The sequence below is a fragment of the Salimicrobium halophilum genome, from assembly GCF_900100295.1.
In the GTDB taxonomy this organism is placed as follows: domain Bacteria; phylum Bacillota; class Bacilli; order Bacillales; family Halobacillaceae; genus Salimicrobium; species Salimicrobium halophilum.
Map to the genome: position 1 here is coordinate 205,634 of NZ_FNEV01000001.1, position 20,047 is coordinate 225,680.

Genomic DNA, 20,047 nt, shown 5'->3' on the forward strand with positions numbered 1-20,047 from the left:
CAGAAGAGCTTAAGAGCTCTTCTGCTTTTTTAATTCCTGTTGCAGTCCGGAGTACGTATAGATCCCGTGTTCTTCGCAGATGATCTTCAGTAATTCCTTGAATAATTCAGCGGTCATGACAGCATCATTCAGAGCGTGGTGGCGTTCCAGGCTGTGGATGTTGAAATGACTGAGCAAGGGATCGAGCCGGTGACTCACATGTGGCACGGCCAATTTAGCCATCAGTTGGGAATCGATGCACGCCGGAGAGTACTCGGGCAACTTCCACCTTTTCACCATGGCTCTTAAAAACCGGACATCAAAGTGTGCCGGATGGGCTACCAGGGTGCTATGTTCAGAGAATGCGAGAAACCGGTGGAATCCATCAATGAAAGAAGGGGCTGCAGCCAGACTTTCCCGTGAGAGATTGGTCAGGGACAGAATATCTTTCGGTACGGGTCGGATAGGTTTGATCAGTTGATGCATCTCATCGATGATCCGTCCCTTAACATCCATGCGGACAGCACCGATCGACAGGATTTCGTGACCGATTTCCGGCAGAAATCCTGTCGTCTCAAGGTCGAACACGGTATACTCTCGTTGATTTAAGTTATTCGATAATTCTTTATCCGGTGTCTTTTCCATATATTCGCATAAATTCAGATAAGGTTCTGTCTGAAAGTAAGGTTTCATCTTGAAATAGTAGATCGGTTTTTCCATGAATATATACTTTAAAATTTGTAAGTCTATCGGTACCATTACATCACCCGGTTCCGATTATAGCTGAGTTCGAGTACCTGCTGGAGCCGTTTCGCTACATTCAATGCTTCCTTGAGAGAGCGGCGTTCCTGTTTGTTGAAGTTGTTCAAAGAAACGAGATTCGATAGGGGACGCTGTTCCTCCAGTTGTCTGAGGTTCAATTCCAGCCGGAGCATCATCAGCCGGTGCAAAGAGAGTTTTGCGTTTTCAGCATCTCTCGGATGAAAGTGGTTTTCTTCGGTCAATAGTTTTAGGCGATCGACCGTGTTATTCGTTTCGATTCCATATTTCATGCTGTAGATCCGGACAGCATTGACGATCTGCATCGTTGCTGCCTTTTTCAGATCGAGCAACCGTTTTTTCCCGGTCCCGCTGATTCGGCCCAATGGCTGCATCGGAACCCTGAAGCGAAGCGTATCTTTCATTAACAGCTGGTGAAGGCCAAGGGAATTCTGTACTTTGCCGGTTACATACTTTTTCAGGTCATAAGCCAGCGAATAGTCACCGAATACCGGCCGGAAATCCATGAATATCGTGAAGTCACGGATCTCTTCCGCATCGAGTTTCTTGAGCCATTCGTCGACACTGTCTTTCCATGCGCTTTCCTGTTTTCTCCACTTTCTTTCCTTGGCCATGATTCCGCCGGTGCAGTATGGGAACCCGCACTCATCGAGCATATCATTGATCCGCTTCGTGAAACGTGCGAAGTAGGATTCGATTTTGTCTTTATGGATGGATGCCTCGTAGTCCGCCAAAATAATACCGTTATCCTGATCCGTGGAAAACATCTGCTCTTTTCTCCCGGCACTACCCATAATGAGAAAGCAGTAGTTGATGGGGGGAGCTCCGTATCCGAGGTCCACCATTTCGTCTTCCACAATCTGGATGATCTGCTTGTGGATCCGGTCGTTATAGTTCGTAATCAATTCAGCAATATGATAAGCGAACATCTGGTCTTCAATCAGGCTGCGGATGAATCTCTGGAACCTTTTGTTATTGACGGGAGAGAGAGCCTTCAATTCCTCGATGGTTTTGGCATTGGAAATGCGGTAGGTCAAATCGAAATAGATGGACTGATCGATTTGAATGAAGGATGATTGTCTAAGAATACCGGCTACCTGATCCTTGTGCATCACTGGAATGATTGTGGCAGGGTGGTGCTTCAGATAACTGAGTGCGTCGAAAATGAACTCCTGTTCACTGACGCTGAAGTTTTCATCTTTCATGTATTTGCTGACCACCGCATAGGATTCGCCATTCATGAAGGCTTCGACGACTTCGTGGTAACTGATCATCCCTTCGAAATTCTTATTGTTATCGGAGACGATGAGCCCTTCCACTTCTTCTTTCTTCAACAGTTCGGCAGCATCAGCAATGGTTTTTGAAGAACGTATGAATGTCGGTTTTTCCATATAATGTTTGGTTCTTTCCTTGAACAGTCCCGTTTCGTTCTCGGTGTCATCATCCGATTCTTTATACTTCACTTCATCATAGAGGCTTTTTGTAAGATCACTCAGCATGTCCAGGACAAGCTGGGAGAATTTCGGGTTATTGTCCATGATCTTCATGAACTTGGAGCGATTGATTTTCAGTGTCTGTACCGGTTCGAGACACCTTACGGAAAATCGCATTTTCTCACTCGTAAGTAATACCATCAGTCCAATGAGATCTCCTGGATAGAAGTAGCGGATAGAATGCTGTTTGCCATTCGAGCGATGCATGATGCTGTCTGCGATGCCGCTCATGAGCATATGGACGTCTGATTGCTGCTGGTCTTCGTGTATAATGAATTCGTTTGTGGAGAATTCTTCGTAAGAGGAGTCCTCGAACAGTTCCCTCAGCTCCTGCTCACTCAGTAATTCAAAAGGATACTGATGTTCTAACAAAGACAGATCGACTTTCATGAATTTCTTCCTTTCCTGGATGTAGTTGAATTCCCATTAAAAAAGTAGAGCTATGTAAGCCCTACCTGCTCTCGAAACGTCCTTTCGTCTTGTTCCTCTTCCTGTCCCGGTGGAGAATGAATCCTCCGATGAAACCCATTCCTCCGACAACGAGGAAAACACCCGAAAGTCCCTGTATGAATAAATTCAGAAATAGTGGTTGCAGTTCTCCGAACAGTGCATCTCTGATCAACTTTATTCCGTATACAGCGAGAATTCCAGGGGTCACCAATATGAGTAAAGCGATTAAGCGCATGATTTAACTCCTTTGCCGTACAACATTACTTCAAGTATAGCAAAATTTCTGCGCGTTGGAAACGTTCTTCTATTGCTAAATGATGCAGAATAATTTATGATTTAAGTATGCAAAAAGTTGCAGGGTGTGATAAGGATGAAACGAGTAATTATTGTAGGGGCCGGGAAGGGTGGCAGCGCTCTGCTTGATCTGCTGTCCGAAATAGAACAAATAGAATTGGTCGCGATCACTGATGTGGATCCTCAGGCAGAGGGTTTGCAAAAAGCTGCAGAGATCGGGGTTTCTTTTAGTGATGATTGGCAAACATGGCTTGACCCATCTGTCGACATCATTTTCGAAGCTACCGGCAGTGATGAGGTATTCAAAGAACTGAAGACACATACGCCTGAGGATACTGTCGTCGTACCCGGGACGATCGCCTATGTGATCTCAACGTTACTTGAAGAGAAAGATACACTGTTAGCTGAAAAGACAGAGCAGGCTCATAACCAGGACCTGATTCTGAATAGTATCCATGACGGGATGATCGTCATCAATGCGGACAACTTGGTCACCTTCATCAACCAGAGCGGAGAAGAGATATTACATACGACGAAAGACCAGGTCATCAACCGTCCGGTAAAGGAAGTGATCCCTCTTTCCCGTTTGCCGGAACTGCTATTGACGAAAGAGAAAGAAATCAATAGAGAGCTCACCCTTGCAAATGGGAAGAAGATACTTACTACAAGGATTCCTATGGTCAATACGGACGGGAAGACGATCGGTGCCTACGCTATCTTCAAGGATATAACCGAAGCTGTAGCCCTGGCTGAAGAACTGACGGATATCAAAGAAATAACGACGATGCTCGAAGCTATCATCCATTCTTCAGAGGAAGCGATTTCCGTCGTCGATGAAAATGGAATAGGATTGATGATCAACCCGGCTTATACGAAAATCACCGGTCTCACCGAACGGGAAGTGATCGGGAAACCTGCAACAGCTGACATCTCTGAAGGCGAGAGTATGCATATGCAAGTACTCCGGACGAAAAAACCGGTTCGTGGGGTGCAGATGAAAGTGGGGCCTAAGCGCAGAGACGTACTGGTGAATGTCGCGCCCGTTATCGTTGATGGAGTGCTGAAGGGGAGTGTCGGTGTCCTTCATGATGTTTCCGAGCTCTATCAGTTGAATGAAGAACTGACGAAAGCGAAGCAGTTGATCAGGAACCTGGAATCCTCCTATACGTTCACCGACCTCATCGGAAATTCAGAAGCGTTGCAGTTGGTGTTGGATCAGGCGAAAATCGCAGCTAATACTTCTGTAACCGTCCTGCTTCGAGGGGAATCCGGGACAGGGAAGGAACTATTGGCCCATGCCATCCACCACGAGAGCGAAAGACGTCATCAGAAGTTCATACGCCTGAACTGCGCTACCATGTCTCATGAACATATGGAAGAGGAACTTTTCGGAGTAATCGGAGAAGAGGACAAAAAAGGCTATTTCGAAGAAGCACATCAGGGCACACTGTTTCTTGATGAAATCGGAGAATTACCGATCGATGTCCAGGCGAAGCTCCTTAGAGTGTTGCAGGAAAAGGAAGTGAGACGGGTCGGAAGCTATGAGCCTGAGAAGATAGATGTACGGGTCATAGCTGCGACGAATATGAATTTAGAAAAGGCCATCGCCAATGAGTTTTTCCGCGAAGATCTTTATTACCGGTTGAATAAGCTGCCGATACAGATTCCTCCTCTCAGAGAGCGTAAGGAAGATTTGAGAGAACTCGTTCCATTCCTTCTCGGAAGGTTGAATGATGCTTACGGTCGCAAAGTCGAAGGGATAGAGGAGACGGCCTTCCATCGCCTCGAAGATTATGACTGGCCGGGGAATGTGCGTGAATTGGAGAATATCCTCGGACGAGCATTCATCAATATGGAGAATACGTCTTCCCTTATCCGGGACCATCACCTGCCTCCTCTGAGTAACAGCATCAGCCCGGATTGGAATGGAGATATCGAGTGGTCGGGCTTTCAACTTCAGGATACGCTGGATCAATATGAAAAGCAGCTGCTCGTTCAGGCCTTCCGCGCTCACAACTTCAATAAAACAAGAACGGCAAAAGCGCTCGGAGTATCGATAAGGAACTTATACTATAAGTTGGACAAATACGGATTAAGTAAAAATGAGAATCAGAAGTAGGAGGTGGGAGTATGGATCGACTGGACCAGTTACTCAAAAAGGAACCGGTTGAAAAACGGACGGTCGCTGTAGCCCAGGCAGCTGAGGAAGGTATTTTAGAAACGATTGCCCAGGCGGAGTCGCGGAATCTCTGTTCTTTCCTTCTGTTCGGGGAGGCAGAACAGATTCATGAAGCAGCCGGGCGTGCTGGGGTGTCTCTCGGAGAAAGCATATCCATAATAGATACGCCTGCTGAACAATCTTCAATGGCAGCAGTGAGGGCTGTGTCAGAAGGATCAGCTGATGTAGTGATGAAAGGGAACGTGGATACTGCCACCCTGATGAAACAAGTTCTTCATAAAGAGTATGGACTTACGACCGGCAAGGTATTATCCCATGTTGCGCTATTCGACTTCCCGGATTACGACAGGATTTTATTTCTTACGGATTCTGCAATGAATATCAGTCCGCAGCTGAAGGAAAAATCGCAGATCATCGAGAATGCTGTACAGGTAGCTCATCAGACGGGGATACCTGAGCCGAAGGTGGCTGTCCTTGCTGCTGTAGAGAAGGTGAATCCTTCCATGGAGGCTACCACAGATGCTGCACTGCTCGCACAGATGAACTACAGGAATCAGATAAAAGGGTGTATCGTTGACGGCCCATTGGCGTTTGACAATGCAGTGAATGAACAGGCAGCCAGACAAAAAGGGATCGAATCGAATGTCGCTGGCAAAGCGGATGTATTAGTAGCACCTGATATTGAAGTCGCGAATGTTCTGTACAAATCGTTTGTGTATTTTGGAAATGCCCGCGTAGCGGGGATGATTTCAGGGGCGAAAGCTCCGATAGTGGTAACATCCAGGTCCGATAGTCCGGAAACGAAACTATTATCTTTAGCACTTGCTGTGCAGAAGGAGGAAGAATAATGGAATTCTTCAGCTATATGGAAAAGTACGATTATGAACAACTCATCTTTTGTCAGGATAAAACCTCCGGGTTAAAAGCGGTGATCGCTATCCATGACACTACGCTCGGACCTGCTCTCGGAGGCACTAGAATGTGGACGTATGAAACGGAAGAAGCGGCAGTCGAAGATGCGCTTCGTCTTGCAAGAGGAATGACCTACAAAAACGCGGCGGCCGGGCTGAACCTCGGTGGAGGAAAGACAGTGATCATCGGTGATCCGAAGACGGAGAAGAACGAAGAAATGTTCCGTGCTTTCGGCAGATATATCCAGGGACTTCACGGTCGTTATATCACTGCAGAAGATGTCGGGACGACGGTTCAGGACATGGATACGATTTATCAGGAAACGAACTTCGTCACAGGGATTTCCCCCGCTTTCGGGTCGTCCGGAAATCCGTCACCGGTCACAGGGTACGGGGTGTACAGAGGAATGAAAGCGGCTGCGAAAGAAGGGTTCGGTACGGACAGTCTTGAAGGGAAGACGATCGCTATCCAGGGTGTAGGGAATGTTGCCTACCATTTGTGCAGTTACCTTCATGAGGAAGGAGCTTCTCTTGTGGTCACAGACATCAATAAAGAAGCTGTGAAAAGAGCAGTCGATGAATTCGGAGCGAAAGCGGTCGAACCGGATGACATTTATGATGTCGACTGTGATATCTATGCCCCTTGTGCGCTCGGAGCTACGATCAACGACGAAACGATCCCGAGATTGAAAGCAAAAGTGATCGCAGGAGCGGCGAACAACCAGTTGAAAGATGCGTCACACGGGGAGGTTCTTCATGAGAAGGGGATCGTATATACCCCCGATTACGTCATCAATGCCGGAGGAGTCATCAACGTAGCAGATGAACTGAACGGCTACAACAAAGAACGGGCGATGAAGAAGGTAGAGACGATCTACGACAATGTGTCCCAGGTATTTGAAATCTCCCGAAGAGATAATATCCCGGCGAACCTGGCTGCCGATCGACTTGCAGAGGAACGGATCGAACGCATGAGACATTCGAGAAGTCAGTTTCTGCAGGATGAAAAACATATTTTGAAACATCGTTTATAAGAGGAGACTGTTCATGGATTTTCACACGCTAGTCATCAACCCCGGATCTACATCAACGAAAATAGCCCTGTTCAGAAATGATACTTCCCTTTTTGAAGAAACGATCCGTCACCAGCAGGAGGAATTGAAACGTTTCAAAAAATTGATGGACCAGTATGATTTCCGGAAACGTGTCATCCTTGACCTTCTTAAAGAGAGGCATTTCGAAGTGAATGACCTTGATGCCGTCTGTGGTAGAGGCGGTCTTTTGAAGGCCATTCCCGGTGGAACCTATGAAGTGAATGACCAGATGCTCCAGGATCTTAAGAATGGTTATAACGGAGAGCACGCATCCAACCTCGGCGGACTGATCGCATTTGAGATAGCGGACAAAGCGAATGCGAAATCTTACATTGTGGATCCTGTCGTCGTCGATGAAATGGAAGAAGTGGCTCGTATCTCCGGTGTACCGGAACTGCCGAGGAAGAGCATCTTCCATGCTCTCAATCAGAAAGCTGTAGCCAGACGTGCCAGTGAACAACTGGATAAAGACTATGAGAAAGCGAATCTTATCGTCGCCCACATGGGTGGAGGTATTACGGTAGGAGCTCATAAAGACGGAAAAGTCATCGACGTCAACAACGGCCTTCATGGAGAGGGTCCCTTCTCTCCTGAAAGGGCGGGGACCGTGCCTGCCGGGGACCTGGTACAGCTCAGTTTATCAGGAGAGTATTACATCGATGAAATCATGAAGAAACTCATAGGGAAAGGCGGCCTTACCGCTTATCTCGGAACGAGTGATGCCCTGGAAGTGGAAGAACGCATCAAAGAAGGAGACAGCGAAGCGGAACTCATCTATCAGGCCATGGCTTATCAGATAGCGAAAGAAATAGGAAGTCTTAGTGTGGTTTTCGGCAGAGACCTCGATGCGATCGTTCTGACCGGAGGTCTTGCTTATGGGAAAGATTTCGTGGAGAACATCATAAACCAGGTGGATTGGATTGCAGAGGTCCTGGTGTACCCCGGAGAGAACGAAATGTCTGCTTTGAATGAGGGGGCATTGAGAGTATTGAAGGGTGAAGAGAAACCGAAAGTCTACGTTTGAACCTAACGGGAGGGATATAAGTGGCGAATGAATATGATTTGGTCGTTCTTGGTGGAGGTACTGGCGGTTATGTGGCTGCCATACGTGCCTCCCAGCTTGGAAAGAAAGTGGCAATCGTTGAAAAAGGTGACCTCGGCGGAACGTGTCTTCATAGAGGGTGCATTCCATCCAAAGCCCTACTGAAGAGTGCGGAAGTCTACGCGGAGACGAAACATGCCGGAGATTATGGTGTGCTAGCAGAAGGGGTATCCCTGGATTTCACCAAAGTGCAGGAAAGAAAACAATCGATCGTCGACCAGCTGCACAAAGGGGTGGAAGGATTGATGAAGAAAGGAAAGATAGACGTTTATGAAGGGTTTGGACGCATTCTCGGTCCTTCTATCTTTTCTCCTTCGGCAGGTACGATTTCCGTAGAAATGAACAACGGAGATGAAAATGTCATGCTTCTGCCGAAAAATGTGCTGGTAGCTACAGGCTCTTCTCCAAGAACATTGCCAGGGCTACATATTGACGGAGAACAGGTGATGACTTCTGATGACGCCCTTGGAATGAAAGAACTTCCAGCTTCCATCATCATCGTCGGTGGAGGAGTGATCGGAGTGGAATGGGCTTCGATGCTTTCAGACTTCGGCGTTGAGGTGACCATCGTTGAGTTCGCCTCCCGTATACTCCCTCAGGAAGATAAGGATATATCCAAAGAAATGCATCGCCAGCTTGAGCGCAAAGGTATAACTATTCATACGAGTGCGAAAGTGCTTCCTGACACATTGACTACCGGAAAGGCAGTCACAGTAAAGGCTGAGATGGAGGAGTCCTCTGTGGAAGTGAAGGCGGAGAAGCTTCTTGTCTCTGTAGGAAGGACTGCCAATGTGGAGAACATCGGGCTTGAAAATACGGATATCATCGTAGAAAACGGATTTGTACAGACTAATGAGATGTATCAGACGAAAGAGAGCCATATCTATGCCATCGGAGACGTCATCGGTGGTATGCAGCTGGCTCACGTAGCTTCTCACGAAGGAATAACGGCTGTCGAACATATGAACGACAATCAGCCTGCACCTATGAGTGATAAAGAGGTTCCTTCCTGTATCTACTCCAGCCCCGAAGCTGCCAGGGTCGGATGGACAGAAGACGAAGCGATCGAAGCAGGGTATGAAGTGAAGATAGGGAAGTTCCCGTTTCAGGCTATTGGAAAAGCATTAGTGGAAGGGAACGCTTCAGGCTTCGTGAAAATCATAGCCGACAAGGAGACCGATGACCTTCTCGGTGTCCATATGATAGGACCGGACGTAACGAATCTTATTTCTGAAGCGGGTCTTGCGAAAGTCCTGGATGCGACCCCGTGGGAAATTGCATCAAGCATCCACCCTCACCCGACACTATCTGAAGTGCTCGGAGAAGCTGCGATGGCCGTCGACGGAAAGCAGATCCATGGCTGATAAAGGAGGAAAAACGATGAGTGAAAACCGACATGAAGTTCTCGGATTAAGTGATGAACAGGTTCTTGATATGTACAGAACCATGCTGCTCGCCAGAAAGATCGATGAGAGAATGTGGCTGTTGAACCGTTCCGGTAAGATTCCTTTTGTCATTTCCTGCCAGGGGCAGGAAGCTGCTCAGGTAGGTGCTTCCTACGCTTTGAATTTAGACGAAGATTATGCTCTTCCTTACTACAGAGATATGGGAGTCGTCCTTTCATTCGGAATGACGGCGCGTGAATTAATGTTGTCTGCCTTCGCCAAAGCGGAAGACCCTAACAGTGGTGGAAGGCAAATGCCTGGTCATTTCGGACAGAAGAAAAACAGGATCGTTACCGGTTCTTCTCCGGTCACCACCCAGGTTCCGCATGCGGTCGGTATTGCACTGGCTGGAAAAATGGAGAAAAAGAATTTCGTCAGTCTCGTAACGTTCGGAGAAGGCTCTTCCAACCAGGGGGATTTCCACGAAGGGGCGAACTTCGCAGGCGTTCATAAGCTTCCCGTCATTTTCATGGTGGAGAACAATAAATACGCCATCTCGGTTCCCGTTGAGAAGCAGATTGCCTGTGAAAAGGTTTCTGATCGGGCGATCGGCTACGGGATGCCGGGCGAAACGGTAGATGGAAACGATCCGCTTGCGGTATATGAAGCGGTTAAGAAAGCTGCAGACCGTGGAAGGAATGGCGATGGCCCTTCTCTCATAGAGACGGTCTCCTACAGATTGACTCCCCACTCGAGTGACGATGATGATCGAGCTTACCGGGAGAGGGATGAAGTGGATGAAGCGAAGAAGAAAGATTCGCTTATTACTTTCGGCAACTATCTACGTGATGCTGGATTATTGACAGAAGAGAAAGAGAAGGAAATGGAGCAGGAATTGAAGGATATCGTAAACGATGCTACCGATTATGCAGAGCAGGCCCCTTACGCAGATGCGGAATCATTGATGGATCACGTTTACGAAGAGGGAGGAGGATGAGAAATGCCGGTTATTTCTTATATTCAGGCTGTTACAAAAGCGCTAAAAGAAGAAATGAGAAACGATGATAAAGTTTTCGTATTGGGAGAGGATGTAGGTGTTCGCGGGGGAGTCTTCCGTGCGACGGACGGTCTTTACGAAGAATTCGGAGAAGACAGGGTGTTGGATACCCCACTAGCTGAGTCTGCTATTGCGGGGGTAGGTATCGGGGCTGCGATGTACGGGATGCGTCCTGTAGCGGAAATGCAGTTTGCCGACTTCATCATGCCTGCTGTGAACCAGATCGTTTCAGAAGCCGCCAAAGTACGTTACCGCTCCAACAATGATTGGAATGTTCCTCTTACGATACGTGCTCCGTACGGAGGGGGAGTTCACGGCGCATTGTACCACTCCCAGTCCGTGGAAGCGTTGTTTGCAAACACTCCGGGACTTAAAATCGTCATGCCTTCAACCCCTTACGATGTGAAGGGACTGCTGAAAGCATCTATCCGAAGCAACGATCCCGTCTTATTCTTTGAACACAAGAGGGCGTACCGTCTGATCAAAGGTGAAGTGCCAGACGAGGACTACACCCTGCCTATCGGAAAGGCGGATGTGAAGCGCGAGGGATCGGATATCACGATTATCACCTACGGGTTATGCGTACACTTTGCACTTCAGGCTGCTGAGAAGTTGGAGCAGGAAGGAATTAGTGCTCATATCCTGGACTTGCGTACGGTATATCCTCTCGACAAGGAGAGTATCATCGAAGCTGCGAAGAAAACCGGTAAAGTCTTACTGATCAGTGAAGATAACAAAGAGGGCGGAATCATCTCCGAAGTATCAGCGATTATCAGTGAGAACTGTCTCTTTGATCTCGATAGCCCCATTGAACGGCTCGCAGGACCGGATGTTCCGGCGATGCCTTACGCCCCATCTATGGAAAAACATTTCATGATGAACCCTGATAAAGTGGAAAAAGCTATGCGTAAACTTGCGGAGTTTTAGAGGGAGGAATGGACATGCCTGTAGAAAAAATCAACATGCCGCAGCTCGGTGAAAGTGTCACAGAAGGAACGATCAGCTCCTGGCTTGTGAAGCCGGGAGATACGGTAGAGAAATATGATCCGATTGCTGAAGTGATGACGGACAAAGTGAATGCCGAAGTTCCTTCTTCTTTCAGCGGAACAATCACGGAACTTGAAGTGGAAGAAGGGGAAACGGTTTCGGTGGGGGATTTGATCTGCTACATCGAGATAGAAGGGAAAGAAGAAGATTCGACGGAAGAGAAAGCTTCAGCTCCGGTCGAAGAAACCCCGGTGCCGTCCGGCGAGGAAACTGCGAAAGAAAAGCCGAGATTTTCGCCGGCTGTACTTACGCTGGCTTCCAAACACGGAATCGATCTGAACGACGTCGAAGGAACAGGTCGTGGAGGCCGTATCACCCGTAAAGATGTAGAACGCTTCGTAGCTGAAGGTAGCCACAGTCAACCTTCAAAAGCTGAAAAGAAAGAAAGTGGTACAACGCAAACTGCTGAAAAGCAACCATCGCAGAAAAAATCTGAAGAGACGGTGCTTGAGTCAGGAGATAAAGAAATTCCTGTCACTGGAGTAAGAAAAGCGATCGCTTCGAATATGGTCACTTCAACGACTGAAATTCCACATGCTTGGATGATGGTGGAAGTGGATGTAACGAACCTCGTAGCCTTAAGAGAAAAGCTGAAGAACAAATTCAAGCAGGAAGAAGGATTCAGTCTTACCTATTTTGCATTTTTCGTGAAAGCCGTAGCCCAGGCCCTCAAAGAATTTCCGGAATTGAACAGTCAGTGGGCGGGAGATAAAATCATTCAGAAGAAAGATATCAATTTGAATATAGCTGTTGCGAAAGAAAATGAACTATTCGTTCCCGTTATACGTGATGCGGATGAGAAAAGTATAAAAGGAATCGCTAAAAGTGTCCATACTCTTGCCACGAAGGCGCGCCAGGGTAAACTGACCTCAGATGATATGCAGGGAGGTACCTTCACGGTGAACAACACAGGTTCTTTCGGATCCGTGCAGTCGATGGGAGTCATCAATCATCCTCAGGCTGCCATTTTGCAGGTGGAATCCATCGTCAAAAAGCCGGTGTATATGGACGGCATGTTCGGAGCAAGAGATATGGTCAATCTATGTCTATCTCTCGATCACCGTATCCTGGATGGACTTATCGCCGGTAATTTCCTTCAGAAAGTGAAAGAAAATTTGGAAGCTTACGCAGACGACACATCCGTATATTAACGGTAATTAGATTATGTAAACTAAAAGTGAATTGAAACATTCGTTTCTACTTGGTAGAATGTGTATAGCACATAATAAAGGAGCGAATTACATGGATTTCAACTTATATATGGAAGATGTCGTCACGAAAGCCAGAAACGAAATCGTTGATGCAGGTTATCAGGAACTTACTACACCTGATGAAGTGGATAGTGCCCTGAACAGGAAGGGAACGACGCTTGTCATGATTAACTCAGTATGCGGATGTGCCGGCGGAATTGCGCGTCCTGCAGCAATGCACGCCATCCATTATGACAAACGACCGGATCATCTTGTCACTGTTTTTGCCGGTCAGGACCGCGAAGCTACAGATAGAGCGAGAGAATACTTCACTGGTTATCCACCATCCTCCCCGTCTTTTGCTTTGTTGAAGGATGGCGAGATCAAAACAATGGTCGAGCGTCACGACATTGAAGGTTTCGAACCGATGGAAGTAATCAACAAGCTGCAAAAAAGCTTCGACGAGTATTGTGAAGAAGTATAATTGCATAAGCGAAAGGGTCTTTGTTCAGCAAAGACCCCTTTTTGTATGAAAGGATTTCCCGTCAATGAAAATTGGATCACGTACGATAAAGACAGCTCTAGGTACACCGATAGCCATATGGATTGCTCAATGGATAGGTCTCGATAATTTCGCTTCAGCCGGAATCGTCACGATTCTGTGTATCCAGGCGACCAGGAAGAAGTCACTCCTGTCCGCCTGGCATCGTTTTGCAGCATGTATGGTAGCGATTCTGTATTCCTATATCTTTTTCGAAGCCATGATCGGTTTCAACCCTGCAGCGATCGGAGTCATGCTGGTATTATTCATCCCTACAACGGTAAGGTTGAAGATAACTCCCGGAATCATTACGAGCTCTGTCATCATCCTGCATCTGTATACCTTCAACGAAATCACTCTTTCGATTGTGTGGAACGAATTTCTGCTTATTGTCATCGGGATAGGAATCGCTCTCTTGTTGAATATTTATATGCCCAGTCTTGAGAATAATCTTGAAGAGTACCAGATCGAAGTCGAATCGTATTTCTCGGTTATCCTGAAGGAACTCGCTGCCTACCTGAAGGAAGAGAAGTATACGTGGGCAGGAGAAGAGCTGACGAAAACGGCGGAACTGCTGGAAAAGGCGAAAGCACTCGCTTTCCGGGAAGTGGAGAACCACGTCCTGCGTGCGCACCATCCTTATTACCATTATTTCCACATGAGGACCAAACAGTTTGAACTGCTCGAACGAATGCTTCCTCTCGTCATCAGGATTTCTCAACACGACAAGTACGCGCAGAAAATCGGAGCGTTTTTCGAGGAGTTGTCGGAAGCGGTGCACCCGGGTAACACGGCAGTCATTTACCTGAAAGAACTGAAAGAACTCCGTGACTATTTCAAGGAGGAACCTTTGCCGGAATCCAGGGAAGCCTTCGAGAGTAGGGCCAGCCTATTCCAGCTGCTGAACGAAATAGAAGATTATCTGATCATCAAGCGCTCCTTCAAGAAAAGTGATGTATAATAAAAGCAGTCGTAGCTCTACGACTGCTCCCTGTACTGATTATAAGAAATAGCTTGCTCCCATTAATAGAGAAGACAATAGCATTGAAAATATCATGATATAGATCACGACTTTCATTCTTCTTTCACGTTTTGATGGCTTTCTTCCTTCTGCCAAGGGTGAAACCTCCTTCACTTTCACATGCTAATCGTATTTTACACAAGATAAGAGGAGAAGACAAGGAGAAGAATGCCAGTAAGCAACGAAAAATCGTGCAAAAGTAAGCGCTTTATTGTTACTATATTTATAGAATGAAGATTTTCGAGGAGGGACACGATGAACGAATCTTATAATGATCAGAAGAGAAAATGGGATGAAGATGTAGAAAAAACGATACAAAGATTTCCGGAACGAAAGGAATCCTTTACTACCAGTTCCGGTATTCCGGTTAAACGCCTGTACGAGCCGGATCATGGAGATGTTAAGTACATAAATGAGATAGGATTTCCCGGAACATATCCTTATACAAGAGGGATACAGCCGACGATGTACAGGAGCAGACATTGGACGATGCGACAATATGCAGGGTTCGGGTCGGCGAAAGAGACGAACGAAAGGTTCAAATACCTGCTCCAGCAGGGGCAAACAGGACTTTCCGTAGCATTCGATCTTCCGACACAGATCGGCTATGACTCCGATGATCCGATGGCCGAAGGGGAAGTCGGAAAAGTAGGTGTAGCCATTGACACCCTCGAGGACATGGAGCAGCTATTCGATCAGATTCCATTGGATCAGGTGAGTACGTCTATGACGATCAATGCACCGGCTTCCATCCTGCTGGCCATGTACATCGCTGTCGGGGAAAAGCAGGGAGTGGCGAAGGAGAAGCTGACAGGAACGATTCAGAACGATATCTTGAAAGAATACATAGCGAGAGGGACGTATATTTTTCCTCCCGAGTCTTCGATGAGAATCATCACGGATATCTTCTCTTACTGTCAGGAAAATCTTCCGAAGTTCAACACGATCAGTATTTCCGGCTATCATATCCGGGAGGCCGGTGCAACGGCTGTGCAGGAGGTCGCGTTCACGATAGCCAATGGGATGGCTTATGTAGATGCCGCTATAGAAGCAGGGCTTGAGGTCGATCAGTTTGCTCCGAGACTCGCTTTCTTCTTCAATGCGCACAATCAGTTTTTTGAAGAAGCTGCGAAATACCGAGCAGCCAGACGGATGTGGGCCAAAATCATGAAAGAAAAATACAAGGCGGAAAACCCTAAAAGCTGGAAGATGCGCTTTCACACCCAGACGGGAGGTAGTACACTCACAGCCCAGCAACCGGATAACAACATCGTCCGCGTAACGGTCCAGGCTCTGGCGGCGATCTTAGGAGGAACGCAGAGTCTCCATACGAATTCGCGAGATGAAGCGCTGGCTTTGCCTACCGAGGATTCTGCACGGATAGCACTTAGAACCCAGCAGATACTGGCACACGAAAGCGGCGTCTCCGAAACCGTCGATCCTCTGGCCGGTTCTTATTACGTGGAGTCGCTTACGGATGAGATTGAACAGCAGGCAAATGAATACCTGGATAAAATCAACGATCTCGGCGGAGCGGTGAAGGCGGTCGAGGCCGGTTTTATGCAAAGGGAAATCCACCAGACAGCCTACGATACCCAGAAAGATATTGAGAAGAAAGAAGAGATCATTGTAGGGGTGAATGAATTCACCATAGATGAAGAGGTGGAGCCTGAGCTACTCAGAGTCGACGAAGAACTCGAAAACAATCAGATTGCATCCACCCGTCAGGCGAGAGAGACCCGTGATCAAGAACGGGTGTCAGCGGTGCTTCGTGAACTGAAGCAAGCTGCCGTGACAAACGAGAAACTGATGCCTATCATTGTGAAGGCTGTGAAAGAATACGCAACCGTCGGTGAGATTGCGAACGTATTACGAGAAGAATTCGGTGAATATACAGCGATGTAGGAAGGGTGAACGATAATGGAACCAATACGTGTACTAATTGCCAAACCGGGTCTGGACGGACATGATCGCGGGGCCCTCATTATTGCGCAGGGGCTGAGAGATGCGGGGATGGAAGTGATTTATACAGGCCTCCGGCAGTCTCCTCAGCAGATAGCCCAGGCTGCCATCCAGGAAGATGTGGATGTGGTCGGTCTATCTTCTTTGTCCGGTGCTCATAAAACGTTGTTTCCGAAAGTGGTGGAGGCTCTTGAGGCGAATGATGCCAGCGATATTCCGGTGATCGGCGGTGGCGTCATACCAACGGAAGATATCCCCTTCCTTGAACAAAAGGGTGTGAAGAAAATATTCACAAGTGGTACGGCCATGTCTGAGACTGCTATGTTCATAAAGGAACTGGTAAGGGGGGAGGAAGCGACGCCTCCAAAAAAAGTTTCTCATATAGGGATTGCCGTTCAGCATCTTGAAGAAGTCCTTCCTTTTTACCAGCACACCCTCGGACTTCCGCTTGAAACCGTGGAGACCGTTGAGGAGGAGAAAGTGAAGGTCGCCTTTTTCCCCGTTGGAGATACAAGAATCGAGCTGCTGGAACCTCTGGACGCAGATTCCCCGATTCAGAAGTTCATCGACAGCAAAGGGGTAGGCATTCATCACGTAGCGCTGGATGTAGAGGATATAGATGAAAGGATTGCCCACCTGAAAGAAAAAGGAGTGCGCATGATTCATGAGACTCCGAAACAGGGAGCTCATGACAGCCGTATCGCCTTTCTCCATCCGAAATCAGGGCACGGAGTATTGTATGAACTTTGTGAAGAGAAAAAGGAGCGGTAATTGCTATGGATATGTTCGATAAAATCAATGAATTATACGATAAACGCAGAGAAACGGAACTGGGTGGTGGAGATGAGAAGATTGCCAAGCAGCATGAAAAAGGGAAGCTGACAGCACGCGAGAGAATCGATTATCTCGTCGATGATGGATCCTTCATGGAGCTCAACCCTTTTATCCAGCACCGTCACCATGATGCCGGAGTGAAGGATGCTCCCGGAGAAGGGGTGGTCACGGGTTATGCGACTATCAACGGTCGTGGGATCTATTTGTTCGCTCAGGATTTCACCGTGTATGGAGGAGCTCTTGGTGAAATGCACGGAAAGAAAATTGCTGCCGTCATGGACCTGGCCGCAAAGAACGGGGTGCCGTTCATCGGGTTGAATGACTCCGGAGGCGCGAGAATCCAGGAAGGGGTCTCGTCGCTCGATGGATATGGCCACGTCTTTTACCGGAATTCGATCTACTCAGGAGTCATTCCGCAAATTTCTGTGATTTTAGGTCCCTGTGCGGGCGGTGCTGTTTATTCCCCGGCGATTACGGATTTCGTCGTCATGGTGGAAGAGACGTCCCAGATGTTCATCACTGGTCCAAAAGTGATCGAGACTGTTACCGGAGAAAATATATCCGCAGAGGATCTCGGTGGAGCGGGGGTACATAATTCCACGAGCGGGAATGCGCATATTCAGGCTGCGACCGAAGAAGAGGCTTTGGATGCTGTGAAGGATCTATTGTCGTATCTTCCGGATAGTTACAAACAGAAAGCTCCTGCATTCACGGATGAACAGAGTGAAGATTTCCTTCCGGATATTACGGATTTCGTACCTTTTCATGCCTCCCGTCCCTATGACGTAAGGAAGTTGATCGATTACATCGTGGATGATGAGTCCTTCTTTGAAATCCATGCAAAATTTGCAAAAAACGTCGTCGTCGGATTCTCAAGAATAGGTGGCCATACTGTCGGTATCATTGCCAACCAACCGAAATACATGGCAGGAGGGCTTGATATCGATTCGAGTGATAAAGCCGCCCGTTTCATCCGCATGTGTGATTCGTTCAATATCCCACTCGTTACGTTTGAAGACGTCACCGGTTTCTTCCCGGGTGTGAAACAGGAACATGGAGGTATTATCCGACATGGGGCAAAAATCCTGTATGCGTATTCGGAAGCGACCGTGCCGAAACTGACGGTGATCACAAGGAAGGCTTATGGAGGCGCATACGTCGCGCTGAATAGTAAATCGATCGGAGCAGACCTCGTATTTGCATGGCCGAACGCAGAAATTGCGGTTATGGGGCCTGAAGGAGCGGCGAATATCATCTATGCAAAAGAGATTCGTCAAAGTGAGAACCCGGAAGTGACGAGACAGGAAAAAATCGATGAATACAGAGACCGGTTCGCGAATCCATATGTGGCAGCCGGCCTTGGTATGGTCGATGATGTAATCGATCCGAGAGAGACGAGGATGAAATTGAAACAGTCCCTCCACATGCTACAGAACAAAGAAGAGCAGCGTCCACACCGAAAGCACGGGAACATACCGCTGTAATTGACAGCGGTCCATCATTTCGGTAACGTACAGAAAGACAGGAAAAAGGGGGAGTCCTTATGGTTAATCGTCAGCGTCTGATCGACGAATTCATGGAACTGGTGAGAGTGGATTCAGAAACGAAGCACGAAGAAGAAATTGCAAAGGTACTTAAAGAAAAACTCACGGGACTAGGATTTGAAGTGGAGGAAGACGATTCGAAAAAACACACGGGTCATGGATCCGGCAATCTGATTTGTACTCTCGAAGGGACGGATCCTTCGAAAGATACCATTTATTTCACTACGCATATGGATACGGTAGTACCAGGGAAGAATATCGAGCCGCGAATCGAAGGAGATTACATTGTTTCCGGGGAAGATACGATTCTCGGTGCAGATGATAAGGCCGGTGTAGCAGCTCTATTGGAAGCGGTGCGCGTATTGAAAGAAGAACAGCATACCCATGGCACGATTCAATTCGTAATTACGGCCGGAGAAGAAAGTGGGCTTGTAGGCGCTCGTCATCTCGATCATTCGAAACTGACAGCCAAGTACGGCTATGCGGTGGATAGTGACGGAACGGTCGGTGACATTATCGTGGCAGCTCCTACCCAATCCAAAATCAAGGCCACCGTCAAAGGGAAGAAAGCTCACGCTGGTGTTGCGCCGGAAAATGGAGTTTCTGCTATTACTATTGCTTCAAGAGCAATCGCTGATATGCCGCTCGGGCGGATTGATGATGAGACGACGGCTAATATCGGCAGGTTCGAAGGTGGACAGCAGACGAATGTCGTTTGTGACCATGTCGAAATCCTGGCTGAAGCCCGGTCTCTTGAACCCGAGAAAATGAACGAGCAGGTCGAGAAAATGAAAAAGGCCTTTGAACGTGCCGCTGAAGAGATGGGTGGCGAGGTAGAGCTCGATATCGACGTCATGTATCCCGGATACAAACAGAAGGAAGGGGACAAGGTCGTCGAAACTGCTAGAAAAGCTGCGAAGAAAATCGGTCATGACAGCAGACTTCTGAAAAGTGGTGGTGGTAGTGATGCTAACCTTATCGCCAGTTACGGTGTTCCTACAGTCAATCTCGCTGTAGGTTATGAAAATATCCATACGACCGATGAGCAGATGCCGGTAGAAGATTTGATCAAGGTGTCAGAGTTCGTGCTGGCTATCATAGAAGAAGTTTGAGTCGCGCCTAAGAAGCGCGACTCTTCTTTTTTGGGGATAGAATTGATATAATTCAAGAAAACAGACGTTCGA

18 protein-coding genes are annotated in these 20,047 nt (G+C 47.6%); 14 read left to right on the plus strand and 4 right to left on the minus strand.

Annotation, left to right across the window (positions count from 1 at the left end; all coding sequences use genetic code 11):
- Positions 1–9: 9 nt before the first annotated feature.
- From BLQ44_RS01135 to BLQ44_RS01145, 3 genes are all read right to left on the minus strand, one after another.
- Complete coding sequence (locus BLQ44_RS01135; protein ID WP_245688072.1) at positions 10–699, minus strand: 3'-5' exonuclease; 690 nt, start codon at positions 697–699, stop codon at positions 10–12.
- A gap of 38 nt (positions 700–737) precedes the next feature.
- Positions 738–2,642: a DUF294 nucleotidyltransferase-like domain-containing protein gene (locus tag BLQ44_RS01140; protein WP_093191018.1), complete on the minus strand. Its 1,905-nt coding sequence runs from the start codon at positions 2,640–2,642 to the stop codon at positions 738–740.
- A 61-nt stretch (positions 2,643–2,703) separates the two neighbouring features.
- Positions 2,704–2,937 (minus strand): DUF2627 domain-containing protein, encoded by a 234-nt coding sequence (locus BLQ44_RS01145; RefSeq protein WP_176757384.1) that lies wholly within the window; start codon positions 2,935–2,937, stop codon positions 2,704–2,706.
- A 135-nt stretch (positions 2,938–3,072) separates the two neighbouring features.
- On the opposite strand from BLQ44_RS01145, the gene BLQ44_RS01150 reads away from it, so the two are divergent.
- From BLQ44_RS01150 to BLQ44_RS01195, 10 genes are all read left to right on the plus strand, one after another.
- Positions 3,073–5,115, plus strand: a complete 2,043-nt coding sequence (locus BLQ44_RS01150) for a sigma 54-interacting transcriptional regulator (protein WP_093191023.1) — start codon at positions 3,073–3,075, stop codon at positions 5,113–5,115.
- An 11-nt stretch (positions 5,116–5,126) separates the two neighbouring features.
- The gene (locus BLQ44_RS01155) at positions 5,127–6,023 is read left to right on the plus strand and encodes a bifunctional enoyl-CoA hydratase/phosphate acetyltransferase (protein WP_093191026.1); all 897 of its coding nucleotides are present in this window, start codon (positions 5,127–5,129) and stop codon (positions 6,021–6,023) included.
- Positions 6,023–7,120, plus strand: coding sequence for a branched-chain amino acid dehydrogenase (bcd, locus tag BLQ44_RS01160; RefSeq protein ID WP_093191029.1), 1,098 nt, complete (start codon positions 6,023–6,025; stop codon positions 7,118–7,120). Before BLQ44_RS01155 ends, bcd begins: the two co-directional genes overlap by 1 nt.
- 13 nt (positions 7,121–7,133) lie before the next feature.
- On the plus strand, positions 7,134–8,204 hold the full coding sequence (gene buk / locus BLQ44_RS01165) for a butyrate kinase (protein ID WP_093191032.1): 1,071 nt from the start codon (positions 7,134–7,136) through the stop codon (positions 8,202–8,204).
- 20 nt (positions 8,205–8,224) lie between these two features.
- On the plus strand, positions 8,225–9,646 hold the full coding sequence (lpdA, locus tag BLQ44_RS01170) for a dihydrolipoyl dehydrogenase (RefSeq protein WP_093191034.1): 1,422 nt from the start codon (positions 8,225–8,227) through the stop codon (positions 9,644–9,646).
- A 16-nt stretch (positions 9,647–9,662) separates the two neighbouring features.
- Positions 9,663–10,664 carry a thiamine pyrophosphate-dependent dehydrogenase E1 component subunit alpha gene (locus BLQ44_RS01175; RefSeq protein WP_407690355.1) on the plus strand — a complete coding sequence of 334 codons (1,002 nt, stop codon included), beginning with the start codon at positions 9,663–9,665 and terminating at the stop codon, positions 10,662–10,664.
- Between the two features lie 3 nt (positions 10,665–10,667).
- Entirely contained in the window at positions 10,668–11,651 is a 984-nt protein-coding gene (locus BLQ44_RS01180) for an alpha-ketoacid dehydrogenase subunit beta (protein ID WP_093191040.1), read from the plus strand.
- 14 nt (positions 11,652–11,665) lie between these two features.
- A complete protein-coding gene (locus BLQ44_RS01185) occupies positions 11,666–12,922 on the plus strand; it encodes a dihydrolipoamide acetyltransferase family protein (protein ID WP_093191043.1) in 1,257 nt (418 codons plus the stop codon).
- Between the two features lie 91 nt (positions 12,923–13,013).
- A complete protein-coding gene (locus BLQ44_RS01190; protein ID WP_093191045.1) occupies positions 13,014–13,445 on the plus strand; it encodes a BrxA/BrxB family bacilliredoxin in 432 nt (143 codons plus the stop codon).
- Positions 13,446–13,509: 64 nt separating this feature from the next.
- Positions 13,510–14,463, plus strand: coding sequence for an aromatic acid exporter family protein (locus tag BLQ44_RS01195; RefSeq protein WP_093191048.1), 954 nt, complete (start codon positions 13,510–13,512; stop codon positions 14,461–14,463).
- Positions 14,464–14,502: 39 nt separating this feature from the next.
- Here the strand turns inward: BLQ44_RS01195 and prli42 are convergent, their stop codons facing one another.
- Positions 14,503–14,580: a stressosome-associated protein Prli42 gene (prli42, locus tag BLQ44_RS16855; protein WP_176757405.1), complete on the minus strand. Its 78-nt coding sequence runs from the start codon at positions 14,578–14,580 to the stop codon at positions 14,503–14,505.
- A gap of 198 nt (positions 14,581–14,778) precedes the next feature.
- On the opposite strand from prli42, the gene BLQ44_RS01200 reads away from it, so the two are divergent.
- From BLQ44_RS01200 to BLQ44_RS01215, 4 genes are read left to right on the plus strand one after another with little or no spacing between them, the layout of a single operon-like run.
- Positions 14,779–16,428, plus strand: a complete 1,650-nt coding sequence (locus BLQ44_RS01200; protein ID WP_093191051.1) for an acyl-CoA mutase large subunit family protein — start codon at positions 14,779–14,781, stop codon at positions 16,426–16,428.
- A 15-nt stretch (positions 16,429–16,443) separates the two neighbouring features.
- Complete coding sequence (gene mce / locus BLQ44_RS01205) at positions 16,444–17,256, plus strand: methylmalonyl-CoA epimerase (protein WP_093191053.1); 813 nt, start codon at positions 16,444–16,446, stop codon at positions 17,254–17,256.
- Between the two features lie 5 nt (positions 17,257–17,261).
- Positions 17,262–18,803 (plus strand): acyl-CoA carboxylase subunit beta, encoded by a 1,542-nt coding sequence (locus tag BLQ44_RS01210; protein WP_093191056.1) that lies wholly within the window; start codon positions 17,262–17,264, stop codon positions 18,801–18,803.
- Positions 18,804–18,862: 59 nt separating this feature from the next.
- Positions 18,863–19,975, plus strand: a complete 1,113-nt coding sequence (locus BLQ44_RS01215; RefSeq protein ID WP_093191059.1) for a M20/M25/M40 family metallo-hydrolase — start codon at positions 18,863–18,865, stop codon at positions 19,973–19,975.
- Positions 19,976–20,047: the final 72 nt, after the last annotated feature.